At 53.0% G+C, this 14,362-nt stretch carries 14 protein-coding genes and 1 pseudogene; 3 read left to right on the top strand and 12 right to left on the bottom strand.

The annotated features are described in order from the left end of the window. Positions 1-15: 15 nt before the first annotated feature. From sds to L855_RS14560, 9 genes and pseudogenes are all read right to left on the bottom strand, one after another. Positions 16-987, bottom strand: coding sequence for a solanesyl diphosphate synthase (sds, locus tag L855_RS14590; RefSeq protein ID WP_159789201.1), 972 nt, complete (start codon positions 985-987; stop codon positions 16-18). 464 nt (positions 988-1,451) lie between these two features. Continuing rightward, on the bottom strand, positions 1,452-1,628 hold the full coding sequence (locus L855_RS21470; protein ID WP_219729923.1) for a hypothetical protein: 177 nt from the start codon (positions 1,626-1,628) through the stop codon (positions 1,452-1,454). A 394-nt stretch (positions 1,629-2,022) separates the two neighbouring features. Next, positions 2,023-3,201 (bottom strand): annotated as a pseudogene (locus L855_RS14585) (FtsW/RodA/SpoVE family cell cycle protein). Between the two features lie 62 nt (positions 3,202-3,263). After that, positions 3,264-3,524, bottom strand: coding sequence for a hypothetical protein (locus L855_RS21970; RefSeq protein ID WP_159789199.1), 261 nt, complete (start codon positions 3,522-3,524; stop codon positions 3,264-3,266). Between the two features lie 242 nt (positions 3,525-3,766). Continuing rightward, a complete protein-coding gene (locus L855_RS22255) occupies positions 3,767-3,892 on the bottom strand; it encodes a hypothetical protein (RefSeq protein WP_281349513.1) in 126 nt (41 codons plus the stop codon). 311 nt (positions 3,893-4,203) lie between these two features. After that, entirely contained in the window at positions 4,204-4,401 is a 198-nt protein-coding gene (locus L855_RS14575; RefSeq protein ID WP_159789197.1) for a hypothetical protein, read from the bottom strand. Between the two features lie 337 nt (positions 4,402-4,738). Next, a complete protein-coding gene (locus L855_RS21965; protein WP_159789195.1) occupies positions 4,739-5,149 on the bottom strand; it encodes a hypothetical protein in 411 nt (136 codons plus the stop codon). 44 nt (positions 5,150-5,193) lie between these two features. Next, entirely contained in the window at positions 5,194-6,222 is a 1,029-nt protein-coding gene (locus tag L855_RS14565) for a recombinase family protein (RefSeq protein ID WP_246198885.1), read from the bottom strand. After that, on the bottom strand, positions 6,191-6,550 hold the full coding sequence (locus L855_RS14560; protein ID WP_159789193.1) for a VOC family protein: 360 nt from the start codon (positions 6,548-6,550) through the stop codon (positions 6,191-6,193). Before L855_RS14560 ends, L855_RS14565 begins: the two co-directional genes overlap by 32 nt. A 186-nt stretch (positions 6,551-6,736) precedes the next feature. Between L855_RS14560 and gshB the strand changes: the two genes are divergently transcribed. Genes gshB through shc form a run of 3 tightly spaced genes read left to right on the top strand, consistent with a single transcriptional unit; the run spans position 6,737 to position 10,820 of the window. Next, entirely contained in the window at positions 6,737-7,717 is a 981-nt protein-coding gene (gene gshB / locus L855_RS14555) for a glutathione synthase (protein WP_159789191.1), read from the top strand. A 53-nt stretch (positions 7,718-7,770) separates the two neighbouring features. After that, on the top strand, positions 7,771-8,877 hold the full coding sequence (locus L855_RS14550) for a Gfo/Idh/MocA family protein (protein WP_159789189.1): 1,107 nt from the start codon (positions 7,771-7,773) through the stop codon (positions 8,875-8,877). 20 nt (positions 8,878-8,897) lie between these two features. Beyond that, positions 8,898-10,820 carry a squalene--hopene cyclase gene (gene shc / locus L855_RS14545; RefSeq protein ID WP_159789187.1) on the top strand — a complete coding sequence of 641 codons (1,923 nt, stop codon included), beginning with the start codon at positions 8,898-8,900 and terminating at the stop codon, positions 10,818-10,820. Positions 10,821-10,832: 12 nt separating this feature from the next. On the opposite strand, the gene L855_RS14540 is transcribed toward shc, so the two are convergent. The 3 genes from L855_RS14540 to L855_RS14530 form a co-directional block, all read right to left on the bottom strand. After that, entirely contained in the window at positions 10,833-11,765 is a 933-nt protein-coding gene (locus L855_RS14540; RefSeq protein ID WP_159789185.1) for a glycosyltransferase, read from the bottom strand. 20 nt (positions 11,766-11,785) lie between these two features. Beyond that, positions 11,786-11,974: a hypothetical protein gene (locus tag L855_RS14535; RefSeq protein ID WP_159789183.1), complete on the bottom strand. Its 189-nt coding sequence runs from the start codon at positions 11,972-11,974 to the stop codon at positions 11,786-11,788. A 177-nt stretch (positions 11,975-12,151) separates the two neighbouring features. Next, positions 12,152-14,353 (bottom strand): protein kinase domain-containing protein, encoded by a 2,202-nt coding sequence (locus L855_RS14530; protein ID WP_159789181.1) that lies wholly within the window; start codon positions 14,351-14,353, stop codon positions 12,152-12,154. Between the last annotated feature and the right edge of the window lie 9 nt (positions 14,354-14,362).

Below are 14,362 nucleotides of genomic sequence, written 5' to 3'. Positions count from 1 at the left end.
AGGGCCACGGCTGGCTTAGTAGCAGCGGCTGAGTAGGTAGTCGGCCAAACGACTGAGGCATTGATGGGCCTCCGATGGGGGCAGATGATTGAGATGCTCCACGGCAACTCGGGTATGCTCGGCGGCTAACTCTCGGGACTGGCTAATGGCATCGCTCTCATGAATGAGGGTAATGGCCTGGTCAATATCGCCCTCTTCGGCAAATTCACGACTGATCAGAGTCACCAGTTGCGGCAGCTGGTCCATGGCATAGAGAGCCGGAGCCGTTAGGTTGCCGCTGCGTAAGTCAGAGGCGGCAGGCTTCCCTAGGGTTTCACTGGATTCAGTAAAATCGAGAATGTCATCGACGATTTGGAAGGCCAGGCCGATGTTGCGTCCGAACTGATAGATATGTTCGGCTAACTCGTCACTGACACCACTGAGGAGGGCGGCGGCCTTACTGCTGTTGGCAATGAGAGAACCGGTTTTATAGTAGCTTTTGTGCAGATAGTCCTCTAGGGACAGGTCGGTGTCAAAGTGACTGAGGCCCTGCTGGATCTCACCTTCGGCTAAATCCATGATCACTTGGGAGAGGAGTTTCACCACTTCTAAGTGATCTAGGTTGGCCAGATACCAGGAGGACTGGGCAAAGAGAAAGTCTCCGGCTAAGACGGCAATGCGGTTACCAAAACTGCTGTGAACGGTGGGAATGCCCCGTCGCACGTCGGATTCGTCTAAGACATCGTCATGGATCAGACTGGCGGTGTGGATCATTTCAGCGATTTCGGCGAGCCGTCGGTGTCGCGGGGTGATATCCCCGTCGCCAACGGTGGCTCGTGAAACCAGGAGGACGATCGCGGGTCTCAGTTGCTTTCCTCCCGCCTGAAATAAACGATCAGCAGCCGCAGACAAGATGGGATGACGCGCTCCGACGAGCTGTCTCAGGTTTTGGTTGAGAACGCGCAGGTCGTCTTCAACGGGAGAAAAAAGGGCTGTAACTGAGGTCATGGATCGGCTGACTCAGGGGCTAAGTTACGAAAGTTTACATATCCTGCCTTCTATTCTAAGGCAACCTTTCCCTTGTAGGAAAGTTTCTTGGCGCAGTTGATTAACACTACTCAAATCTTCCTGTCAATCCTCGGCGGTGGATGAGCCTTGGTAACAGAGGCTACGAAATTGGCGGAGGCTTTGCGGGATAAGGGTTTTAGGTGCTGTCGACAAAAATAACGTTTTGTAAAAAAAATCCCTGAAACCGATCCCCAAGTTGGGGATCATATGTTACATTTATAAGTAAGGATTGTTGTAACTCCAAAATATCAACGCGCAGATAAGGTCGTGGGGAGTGTGTTGGAGAGACTGGTTCATGATTGCCCATCCTTCCTGGTCGTTTCGACTTGGGGTGAGAGGATTGTCAGATTAGCTTCAGCTTTTCTGTGCGGCGCAGGTCTCGAAGACGAACCTCGAATCCGTAGCTAGCCGATTCCCTCGGTTAAGGCGGTGTCTTTTGCTGCGGAGTTACTCAGAACTTTATGAGGCTCGCTCGTTTGTGCGGGCGATCGCTCCGTCCTATCCTCTGTTGTATTGGGCAATGCTTCCGTGGCGTTGCCTGACCGCTGTTGCAACCAACTCGTTATTCGACGTGGGTTCACCGCTTAATTTCTAGATCTCCTTTTAATTTCTAGATCTCCTTTGTCCTCCGCTTCTCACTTTTTTGGCTGCCCTATGACTTTCGACGACCTTCCACTGACGATTTTACTCCTTGCAACCGCTTATCTGGTTTCGGTGCATCTCCTTCTCCGTTTTTTTAGTCGCAACGCAGGAGAATCCCGAAGTTCCTAGCCGTCGCAACACCAACGGGACATCGTGGCGATCGCTCCTCCTATAGAGTCTCGATTCCAAAAATGTCCCCCCGGGACAAAACTTCCCAGAGCCGAACTCTGGGAAGTTTTTGTAAGTTTGGACAGCAGGTCAAGGTGTCGTGGTGACCTGTTTATGAAGCAATGCCCTCAAAAGAGGCTGCTGACGTACCATTGTAGCATAGGATCAGGGTGTGCTGGAAGGGCGGCGATATTTGTTAGCTTTCTTTACAGGGCGCTGCGAGGGAGTGGGCTGGGGCGACAGAGAAATGACCTGGGCTTGACTGCCTTCCCGAGCCACCCGAACCAGTAGTCCTGCTGCCATCAGACTAGCAATGGCCGAACTCCCCCCATAACTAAATAGGGGTAAGGGCAGGCCCGTGGTGGGGAGGCTTGGGCACCGGTGCCGTTACAATTATTTGCTAACCGGGTGATTTCGGTGGATAACCCCAATGGCCACGAGTTGAGAGAGTAGGTTACGAGCGTTCATCGCCACCCGTAGGGCCAGGGTGCCATAGGCGATGAGAAACAGAATCAGGGACAAACTGCCGATAAAGCCAAATTCTTCGGCAAAGACGGCAAAGATAAAATCACTATCCTGAATCGGTAGATAAAACAGTTTTTGTTGAGACATCCCGAAGCCATTGCCCCAAACTCCTCCTGAACCAACGGCTAGTAAGCTTTGAACCAGTTGATAGCCATCGCCGCTAACGGCATCCCAGGGATTGAGAAAGGATAAGACTCGCCGCCGTTGATAGGCTTTAAAGCTTAAACTCAGGGCCGCCAGAAAAATTCCTCCGCCAGCGGTTCCCAGAAGAATGCGATAGGGAATTCCGGCCGCCAGGGCCATCAGCCACAACATCATGCCACACATGGCAGTGGTACTCAGGTTGGGCTGCAAGATAATACAGCCGAGGATGAGGATTAAGATGCCCAGCCAAAACAGTCGTTGGCCCACGGAGAGGCGATTCCAGCGGCCAAAGACGATCGCCCCTTGCAAAATCAAGAAAGGTTTGATGAGTTCTGAGGGTTGAATAGGAATAAACCCAATAGAAATCCAGCGGGTTGCCCCGTTGACGGTGGTTCCCAAGCCGGGGACTAAAATCAACAGCAGCAACCCGAGTAGGATTAAGACGCCCCAACGGGCGATCGCCAAACAGCGATGGAGAGGGGTATGGACGACGGTGTTAAACACCACCAACCCCACCACAAGCCACAGCAGTTGACGTTTAAAGTAGTAGGCTCCATCTCCGAGTTCTAAAGCGGCACTCGGATAGGAGGCGGAAAACAGAATCAGTAAGCCAACCCCTAGCCAAACAAAGGTGAGCCAACGCAACAGTCGGGCTTCCCAACTCCATTGACTCACGGAGTCATCGTATAGAGGTATCAAAGACCATAACTTCACAGGCGGTTCAATGCTAGTATATGTCAGGCAGCATTCTCTAGCATATCGTCTCCTTTGTGAGTCAGGTTTGTTTCTGTGATCAATAACGCTTTCGTTGACTGCAAGGCGAGTTGACAGCGGCGTGCGATCGCCCAAAAGATGCGACGCAGACGAGTCACGATTTCTCCAAACTGCGAGATGGGATTGTCTCGCGTCGATGTTTCCTGAAATGTCTTCAAGGGACTCCAGGCAGAATCTTGGCTCGGCAGAGTAATGGGAAAGGTCAACAATAGCCGTGGTGTCACAGGAGTTGACCGTACCCATCCTGAAGCAGACAAGCTTAGGATGGCCGCCGAGGAATTCGACAAAGACCAATATTGGGGAAGCACCGAAAAAATTGCAATCAGCAGACAAACCGAGATGACCGCCAAATACCTCAATGGCGATAAATGAACATTCACTAGACCGAATAATCCTCCAAGAACAACACAAACCGCATTCGGAGGTTTAGCACTCTAAGGCGTGGAAGATTCAATAGTGGCCATACTTACCCCCAGGGAAAGCTCCCCCTAGGATTTATCTCAGGGGACATCTGGACGGCGTTGGCCGACTGTCCCACCTGCATCCGTTGCGTTGCACAATACCGAGGCGATCGCTCTGCAAAGAGAGTCATTTCGTCTCAACCCAACGACCGTTGAGCGAGTGGGACGGCGTCAATTCTAGCGTTAGCCCTTAACCCTACTCCTGAATCGCATTGATATCAAAGAATTTGGCTAACCTCAACGGGTCTGATACCGCAAGGGCCGCGCCCTAGAACGCCTGCATCTCGAATGATTGATTTCTAATTTCTAGTATAGCAATCTTTCCTGGAGTTGTGGGGGATTTTCCAGATTTTTTCAGACAGAATCGAGCGGTGGATTGACGGGGGTTAACCATCCCAACAATCCACCGCCCTACGGGCCTTTAGATTTGTCTTCAATGCCATTAATTCAGAATCGAGACCACAGCCTCATCCACCTCCGCTGTTGCCTCAGAGGACTCTAGCGTCGCTGAGCTGGGGGTGAGCCAACCTGAAAGGACATGACCCCAATTCAGGGATAGCACTCGCGGCAAGACCAAACAGACTGCTCCGTTGAACAGTACCAACCCCACCAAGCCAACCCAGGTTCCTAGAATTGCCATAACGCCCTCTTTACTCTTCAGTTCAGCCCATTATGACTGATGTTTGTTGTTTAAGTAAAGGGGCGGCTGTTAGGAATTTCTTTTGACCAAGATAAGCAATTAAAATGTTACGAATTATGAAGTAGTCTTTGATATTTTAACTGAAGTTGAGTGGGCGTTAAGACCCTTGATACTCTTAAAATTATCACAAGAAAACCACCACTAAACTATAGGACTTGGTGAAGTCAATTGTCAACCCTTGACTCGTATTGGAGTAGCCTTTCCTCCTGAAAGTGACGAGTATTCTGGGATACAGCCCTTGGGTTCGGTCATTGCATCTGACTTGAGATCCTCATCCTCAATCATTCCGAAAACTGAAATCCACCTGAACCTGCCAAGCGTCTCCCTGACGGACAATATAAATTTGTCGCACAAACTCCCGAAAATAGAAGCGGCGTTCCGTTTCCGTTAAATCCCACCAAAACTGAGGAATGGATATGGTTTTTGCGGTTTCTTGTAAATTCACTGGGGTCAATTCTGCTAATTGAGATTGACATTGAGAAATTTCAGCATTGAGATGATACTGACGTAACCCTAACGTTTCTTCGTCAAGAATTCCCTCATCAAGAAGTTGAGGAAGCTGTTGCAGAATGGCTTGTTTTTGAGAAATCTGTTCCTGTAACTCTTGCTTGCGGCCATCACTGAGGAAGCTGTTGCAGAATGGCTTGTTTTTGAGAAATCTGTTCCTGTAACTCTTGCTTGCGGCCATCACAGTCCGGGAGGGGTAAGTGAGTCGCCAGGCGTTGCAAATCCTCACAGACCCGTTCGACAGTGCGCCGCAATGTCCGGGAGGGGTAAGTGAGTCGCCAGGCGTTGCAAATCCTCACAGACCCGTTCGACAGTGCGCCGCAACACCTCATCATAGGGAAGTCCTGAACATTTGGGAGTATGAGGACAGTCCCTCGGCCGTAAGTAGAGATATTCCCCTGACTGCTGCCGCCGGGTGACGCGACTCACCGTCAGGCCACAGCCACAGGTTTGACAGGAGACTAACCCCGCCAACGAGCGAGGCGCACTGGCAGTACGGGGAGGAAGGCGACGATTACGCCGCAGCAGGCGGTCAACCTGGGCTGCTTCCCCACGAGAGAGAATGGCCCCATGGGTATTGGAGAGAACCCGACCATCCTTATAGGCCAAATCCCCGCGATAGACGGCACTGGTTAACCAACGTCGTCCCGTGGTGACCGAAATGCGTTTGCCGTAGCGTTGTGCGATATGACGAACAGCCCCCCGCAGAGACCCATAGAGGAGAAAATGCTCAAAAAAGGCTTTGACCACCGGGGCCGTACTCCGATCCACGCGATAGCGATCGCCCCCCCGCAAATAGCCATAGGGGGCCTTTCCCGGAGGCGGACGACCTTGAAGCCGCTGCTGTTGATGACCCCGCCGCAGCCGTCGCCGATGGGTTTCCCGGTGGAGGTCTTGCAACCAGTCCCATAACTCTAGGGGGTCTTCAGGACGAGTTTGCATCGCCGTTCCCCCCGTCGCGACGACCCTCACCCCCATGTCCTCAAAAGCCTGTAGATGCTGACTAATGGCCTCAACCGTCTCCCCCAACTCATGGAACTCATGCACCAGGAGATAATCGACTGCTTCCTCAGAACAGTCTTGCAGAAGTTGCTGGAGTTGCGATCGCCCCCCAATATCATAATAGTGCCGCTGACCCTCCCCAGCATCAGGCCATTCTATCTCCGGGAGGGGGTCATCAGGACTGAGGCGATAGGAATAGACAACAACCCTCATTGCGCCCTCATTCCGCGCTAAGTTCAATGACATTGCCATCGGGGTCGCGGGTAAACAACGCCGGTCGTCCCGAGGCACTGCGTTGAACCGGACAATCGGCGGCCTGTAAGCGGTTTAACATATCATCCAGGTCATCAATCCCAAAGGCCACATGAGGATTGCGGCCCCATTTCTCAGAGGCCAGGTCTCGGGAGGGGGACTCCGAAACAATCAGATGCAATTGCATCCCACCGATTTGATACCAAGTCCCCGGAAAGTTCAGAGGACGTTCCACCCGAGTCAGTCCCAACACCTCACCATAGAACCATTCAGAACGGCTAAGGTCAGAGACAAGAATGGCAGTATGTCGATATCCAGTAATGCTCATCAGAGGCGATCGCCAATCCTAAACAACGAGTCAGTCCCAACACCAAAGGAACCCAACCCACTCCACCCAGAATTATACCAATCCCCCCATTGCCCATTGCCCATTGCCTACTGCCTTCTACTCCCTATTCCCCTCTTCCCCCAAAATAAGGCAAAATACCAAGAGTCAGACCTCCCAACAAATGCCGTGAAATTTGCCTTCATCCTCGACCCCCTAGCCAGCCTCGACCCCGGTCACGACACCACCGTCGCCTTCATGGAGGCCGTCCAACATCTCGGTCATGAAGTCTGGACCACCCAAGCCAATCAATTAGGAGTCGTGGATGGAGTGGCCTATAGTTGGCTGTCTCCCGTCACCCTAACCCCCGTCGAAAAGCATGACGGTCATTGGCAGGCCGCTAACCCCTGGTATGAGGTTGAATCCCCCATTTGGCAACCCCTCGAAGCCATGGATGCGGTGTTAATGCGAACGGACCCGCCGGTGAATGTGCCGTACCTCTACACCACCTATATCCTGGACTATGTGAACCCTGACAAAACCTTGGTTCTCAACCATCCCCGAGGCTTACGCACCGCCAACGAGAAGATGTACGCCTTGCAGTTTCCCGAGGCAATTCCCGAAACCATCGTCACTCGGGATAAAGCGGTCGTTCGTGAGTTTGTGCAACGCCGCCAAAAAGCCATCCTCAAGCCTTTGGGGGGGAAAGCCGGGGAAGGGATTTTTATGATTCAGGTGGGGGACTTTAACCTCAACTCCTTGGTGGAACTGAGTACCCTTGGGGATGTTCCGGTGATGGTGCAGCAATATCTCCCGGAAGCCAAAGAAGGAGATAAACGGATTATCCTGTTGGATGGCGACCCCATTGGCGCCGTTAATCGCATTCCCACGGGGGAGGAGTTCCGGGGAAATATGGCCGTGGGGGGACGGGTGGCTAAGGCGGAAATTACTGAACGAGAACAGGAGATTTGTCGGCAAGTTGCCCCCAAACTGCGGCAAGATGGATTGTACTTTGTGGGCATTGATGTGATTGGTGGCTATTTAACTGAAGTCAATGTCACCAGTCCTACGGGGGTGCGGGAGATTGACCTCCTCGATGACGTGCGCTTAGGGGAGACCGTGGTGAACTGGATGTGCGATCGCATTCAACACTTACCCCATCGAAACTAGCCGCCCGGCCGTCCCCCTGCCACCATAGAGTATTGACGATTTAGCGAGATGTTATGAACGGAGATATCAAGGTTGCCGTCATTGGTACGGGATTTGGGCAAAAAGTCCATATTCCCGGATTTCAGATTCACCATCGCACCAAAGTTCAAGGGGTCTATCATCGGGATGCGGCCAAGGCCAAGGCTGTAGCCAATGAGTTCAACATTGCCCAGGCCTATAGTTCCTTAGAGGATCTGTTTAACTCTCCCGAGATTGATGCGGTGAGTATCGCCACACCGCCGTTTCTTCATGCTGAGATGGCCCAACAGGCGATCGCCGCTGGGAAACATGTCCTCTTAGAAAAGCCGATGACGCTCAATGTCTCGGAAGCGACAACCCTTTACCATCTGGCCCAAGAGAAGGGAATTGTGGCGGCGATGGATTTTGAATATCGTGGTGTTCCTACCTGGATGCGTCTGGCGGAACTTCTCGAAGACGGCTATGTCGGCCAGAAACGACTGATTAAAATTGACTGGTTGATGGCCAGTCGCGCCAATCCAGAACGGGTTTGGGACTGGTACGCTCAAAAAGACAAAGGGGGAGGCGCGTTGGGGGCCTTAGGGTCTCATACCTTTGATTATATTGCCTGGTTGTTTGGCCCGGTGCAACGGATGTTCGCCCAGTTACATACGTCGATTTCCCAACGTCCAGACCCCAGTGAGGGAGGTCATCTCAAACCGGTGGATGCTGATGACACGGCCTTATTAACCTTAGAACTAGCCGATGGAACCCCCTGTCAGGTGAGTATCAGTTCTGCAACCTATGGGGGACGCGGCCACTGGGTTGAGGTGTATGGTGATGCGGGAACTCTGATTTTAGGAAGTAGTAACCAGCAAGACTATGTTCATGGCTTCCGGTTATTAGGCGCGCAAGGGGGGAACTCTCCCGTAGAACTCGAGATTCCCCACCGTTTAGCCTTCCCCCGTAGTTATCCCGATGGACGGTTGGCTCCCTTCTTGCGTACCATTGATCGCTGGGTCCAAGGAATCGACAGTGGGGTGGCGATCGCCCCCTCGTTCCGGGAAGGGGTTTATTCTCAACTGTTGATGGATTTAACCCATGAATCGAGTCAGCAGCAAACCTGGCTCGATGTCCCCACTTTAGAGACTGTACTGCGCTAAAAGCCGTTTTAGAATTTTTCATGGATAGGAACAGACTTCAACGGGCCATTCAGGCCAGCCAAGAGTATCTCTTGCAACAACAACATCCTGATGGCTATTGGTGGGCCACTCTCGAATCCAACGTTACTATGTTGGCGGAAGTGATTCTCCTCCATAAAATCTGGCAGCTTGAGGATCGCCTTCCCTGGGAAAAAGCCGAACGGTTTTTCCGACAACAGCAACGGAATCACGGCGGCTGGGAACTCTTCCGAGGGGATGGGGGTGATTTAAGTACCTCCGTTGAAGCCTATTTGGGGTTGCGGCTGTTGGGGGTTCCCGCTGATGATCCGGCGTTGCTGAAAGCTAAGACGTTTATTTTGGCTAAAGGAGGAATTAGCCAAACGCGGGTGTTTACCAAAATGCACTTGGCTCTGATTGGCGCCTATGACTGGCGAGGGGTTCCTTCAATTCCCCCTTGGATTATGCTGCTTCCAGGGGAGGGGCCTTTCAGCATTTATGATATGTCCAGTTGGGCCCGGGGCAGTACGGTTCCCCTGTTAATTGTCTTTGATGAAAAACCGGTGTACCGCCTCGACCCCCACATCAGTTTAGATGAACTCTATACAGAAGGGATGGCCGCCACCTCCTTTGAGTTACCCCGAACTGGGGACTGGAGTGATGCGTTTGTGGAATTGGACAATCTCTTTAAGTGGGGGGAACAGCTTAATTTAGTTCCTTTCCGGGAGGAGGGACTCGAGGTCGCCGAACAGTGGGTGATTGAGCGTCAGGAAGCTAGCGGGGACTGGGGAGGGATTATTCCCGCCATGCTCAATTCCATGTTGGCCCTGCGGAGTTTGAACTATGATATTGCCGACCCGGTGGTGGAACGGGGGTTTGAGGCGATCGCCCGCTTTGGGGTGGAGACGGACAACACCTATTGGGTGCAGCCTTGTGTCTCCCCCGTTTGGGATACGGCTTGGGTGGTGCGATCGCTGATCGAGTCAGGAATCGCACCGGATGACTCCCGCATTGTCAAGGGGGGCAACTGGCTCTTGAGTCAGCAAATCCTCGACTATGGGGATTGGCAGGTTAAAAACCCAACCGGCGAACCGGGAGGCTGGGCCTTTGAGTTTGACAATCGCTTTTATCCCGATTTGGATGACTCGGCGGTGGTGATTATGGCCCTCAATCAAACCCAACTCCCCCATCCTGAGAAGACCCAGGCGGCCGTGAAACGGGGCATCCGTTGGATACTGTCGATGCAATGTCAGAATGGCGGCTGGGCGGCCTTCGATGTGGACAATGATAAGGACTGGTTAAATGCTCTGCCTTACAGTGATTTGAAGGCCACCATCGACCCTCCGACTGCTGATGTGACGGCCCGCATTTTGGAAATGGCGGGAGAGTTGGAGACAGACGCGCAGGAGACTCCTTTACAGGAGAACTCCGAGCAATTTGAACAGGCGTTAGCCTATTTATTAGGGGAACAAGAGGAGGATGGCTCTTGGTTTGGTCGTTGGGGAGTCAACTACATTTATGGAACCAGTGGCGCCTTGTCGGCCTTGGCCCTGGTGACGCCAGAACACCACCGTGGGCCCCTTGAACGGGGAGCAAATTGGTTGCTGAGCGTGCAAAATGCCGATGGCGGTTGGGGGGAAACCTGTCTGAGTTATGATCATCCTCGTTTTAAGGGAGACGGAGATAGCACCGCCTCCCAAACCGCTTGGGCCCTACTGGGGTTGATGGCGGTGGCCAAGGTGTTAGACTCGGGGTCTGGTCCGGCTTGGCGCGAGGCGATCGCCCGGGGAGTGGACTATTTAATGGAGACTCAACAGCCGGATGGAACCTGGGACGAGTCATGGTTTACGGGAACGGGTTTTCCCAGTCATTTCTATCTACGCTATGACTATTATCGTCTCTATTTTCCCCTGTTGGCGTTGGGACGGTATCGCCAGATGTCCTAGATGGGTGACGGGTTAGAGATTACGCAGGAGTTCGGGGAGTCGTTTGCGGAAGGCGCGATCGCGGTCTTCGTAATGCTGTCGCGCCTGTTTTCCCCAGGCGCGACGGGTGGCGACATCGGTTCCCCAGAGTGTTTCAAGGGCGGCAGTGAGGGTATCGTGGGTGACGTGGTATTGAGTTCCCAAATTTTGGGGTTGCGTCGTTTCATAGGCAACCAGAACCCCACAATCGGGGCTGACAATTTCATTCATGGGGGGTGCATCTGTAGTTAGCAAGGCTGCCCGGCAACTCAGGGCCTCGGTGATACGATGGCCAAAGCCCTCAATGCGGGTGGGATAAAGATGGACGCCATGGCTATTCTGAAGCCTCCGCAGCTTTGCGGTGGGGATAAAGTTCCGAATCCAGGTCAGATTTTTGGGAATCTCCGTTTTGGGGGGTAACGTGCTGCTGCTTAGGGTCAGCGGCGGAAAGTCCGGGTGTTCTTCCCAGATTTGCCAGATGAGATCGGTTTTTAAACGGACGCGATCGCTCCCCAAGTGAAAGGCGCGATCATAATTGGGGGTCATCTCAGGAAGTTGGCAGTCTTCACTGGTGAAGCCGATGTATAGGGCTTTTCCCAAGGGGGAAAATATGTTTTTAGCAAGTTCAGTTTTGCAAAGGATATAGTCAAAGTTCTTTAAGTAGGGACGCCAATACCCATGAAACCAGTCCTGGTTCGGAATCAGCAGGTTAAAACGGGCATGGGGAAACCACCAGGGAACCACCCCTTCAATGAATAGGTTGATATCATAACGGGGCTGATGTCGCCAGCGTCGCCAGCGTTGTTGATAGCGCCGCAGGATTGAATAGGTTGATATCATAACGGGGCTGATGTCGCCAGCGTCGCCAGCGTTGTTGATAGCGCCGCAGGATTTGCTGGGGAAACTGACCCCGGAGTCCGGGGTCACAAGCCTTGCACCAAGACACATTAAATCCTTCCCCCTGCAAGAGTTCCATCAGCATCAGAGCATCCTTCACAAGCCTTGCACCAAGACACATTAAATCCTTCCCCCTGCAAGAGTTCCATCAGCATCAGAGCATCCCGAGTTAACCCAGAGGCATTATCTCGGGCGATGAGGTTGACGGAAATACTGGACATCATAATAATTTGAGCCAAGTTAAGAGGAGGGTCTTAGAAATCTCTACCTTAAGATAGACTAAAAAATCTGATTTTATCGTCTATGATGTTTTCATACAGTCGGAACGCAAAACGACTCGGGACATATCTAGAACAGTCTGTGGAGGGATTTCCCTTCACAGATTTTAATTTTTAGGGGGAGTCCGGAGCGATTCTCTACAAACCCCTAGCTTCTGGGGTTTCCTCTGGGGTTTCCTCAGTCGGTAGATTCCAACGCTTAATCGTCCCATCGCCAGACCCGGTAATCACCTGACGACCATCGGGGGTAAAGACAAAGCTACTAATCTCCTGATTATGACCTCGGAAGCTATGGTGGCGATCGCCACTGGCCAGGTTCCAAAAATGCAGTTCACGCCCGGACCCGAGGATATAAGCACCATCGGGGGTAAAAGCCAGCTCACCCACATTCACGTCAGTATCCTTCAGACGAAATAGCTCGGCTCCCGGAAAGACATTCCATAAACGCACCTGATCCCCCTCGGCAGCACTAGCAATCCAAGCTTCATCGGGGGAGAGGGCCACAGCGGTAATGGGGCCCTGATGTCCTGTCAGGGAGCGAATCAGTCCCCCAGTCTGTACGTCCCAAATGCGCAAGCTCTGATCCTGGCCGCCACTGATTAGAGTCGCTCCATCCGCCGAGAGGGCCAGGGCGTTGACGGGACCAGTATGGCCCGATAGGGTCTGTTGAACCCGTCCTTGCTCGACATCCCAAACCCGTAGGGTTCCATCGTCACTGGCACTGACTAACACTTCGCCATTTTCAGAGAGGGCCAGGGCGTTGACGGGTCCGCCATGGCCACTCAGGGTAAAGCGACGAATTGCAGTCCGCAAATCCCAAATGCGGATACTGGCATCATCACTGGCGGTGATGATGCTATTCCCATCGGGGGTCGCCACAATGGCTCGGATTGAGGATTCATGGACCGAACGGGTTTGCAGGACGATATTGTTGCGGGTGGCGATGAGGTCGAGGTCTTGGTTGCGACCACTCACGAGGAGAGTTCCATCGGGGACAATGGCTAGGGCCTCGACCTCTCCGGCGTGACGAGCGATGAGGTTTTCTAAAAAGGGGGCACTGGGAATGGCGAGAACTAAATCCCAGGGGTTGGCGGGAAAGAGGCCATAGCGCCAGTAGCCATAGCCTTGACTGAGGGCGGCCAGGGCCAGGAATAGGGCCGCGAAAGGCTGCCAACTGATATGAATTTGTGGCCAGCGGAATGGTTGTGGGAGTTGCCGCTGTTTGCGGGGGCTGGAATGGGGGGATTGGGTGCGCCCACTCTGGCTGGCGGAGGTGGTGTTCCCGGAGTTGCCGGTATTGCGCGAGGTGCTCCCGCCGGAGTGAGTCCGGGAGGAGCCTAGCTGACTTCCCCGTTGGCGGGTTTTGGTCGATTCTCCTCCTCCGGGGGTTTTGGGTTTTCGCTGAAAGGAGAGGGTTAGGGTGGATTTAGTCGAGGAGATCGCCGGTTCGGCCTCGGCCAGACAGTTGAGAATCATCTGGGCATGTTGGGGCCGATTTCCGGGAAATGGGGCCATGAGATAATCGATGACATCGCCGAGGGCGTCGGGGATTTGCGGTGCCCCTTCTCGCCAGAGGAGTTTCCCCGTTCGAGGATTTTCGGGAAATTCCGTGGGCTTTTTCCCAGTCATGAGATAGACAAAGGTGCGCCCCAGGGCGTAAAAGTCTGACTGGGGGACGGCTTTACCGTTGATTTGTTCGGGGGGACTGTAGCCAGCGGAAATAATCTCGGTGACGTTCTGGCCGCCACCGACTTTGTTGAGGTAGGTTCCGGTGACTTCCCGGGCCGTACCAAAGTCGATGAGGACTAATTGGCCGGTGGGACGGCGCATGATGTTCTGAGGTTTGATATCTCGGTGGAAATAATGCTGCTGGTGGACTTGTTCGAGGATTTCCACGAGTTGTTCAAGCCACTCGACAGTCTGTTTCTTGTCGATGGGTTTGTTGTTGCGTTGTTCAAGCCATTCGACGAGGTTTAACCCCTCGATTTTTTCCATCACTAAGCAGTGAACTGGCTCTTCGCTATCGGGGGGGGTATAGGTGAAGTAGCCGTCGGGATTGACTTTGGGAATCCCGGGATGTTCCAGGCGACTGAGAACTTTGGCCTCTTGTTGGAAGAGGGTCACTGCTTTGGGGTGGTTTTTGAAAAGAACCTTAATGACCTTGAGGTTCCGGCCATCAAGGGCTTCAAAGGTTTTGCCAAATCCCCCACTCCCGAGGAGTCGGTTGATGCGATAGCGATTCTGAAAGACTAAGTCTGACCCGCAGTGAGGACAAACGGTGTCTCTCGGATCGATCCCGTCTTCGGGGCTAGGGCATTGGGGGTTAATGCAATAACTCACAGATAATTG

This window comes from Sodalinema gerasimenkoae IPPAS B-353 (assembly GCF_009846485.1).
GTDB classification, from domain to species: domain Bacteria; phylum Cyanobacteriota; class Cyanobacteriia; order Cyanobacteriales; family Geitlerinemataceae; genus Sodalinema; species Sodalinema gerasimenkoae.
This window is presented reverse-complemented; position numbering and strand designations above follow the sequence as displayed.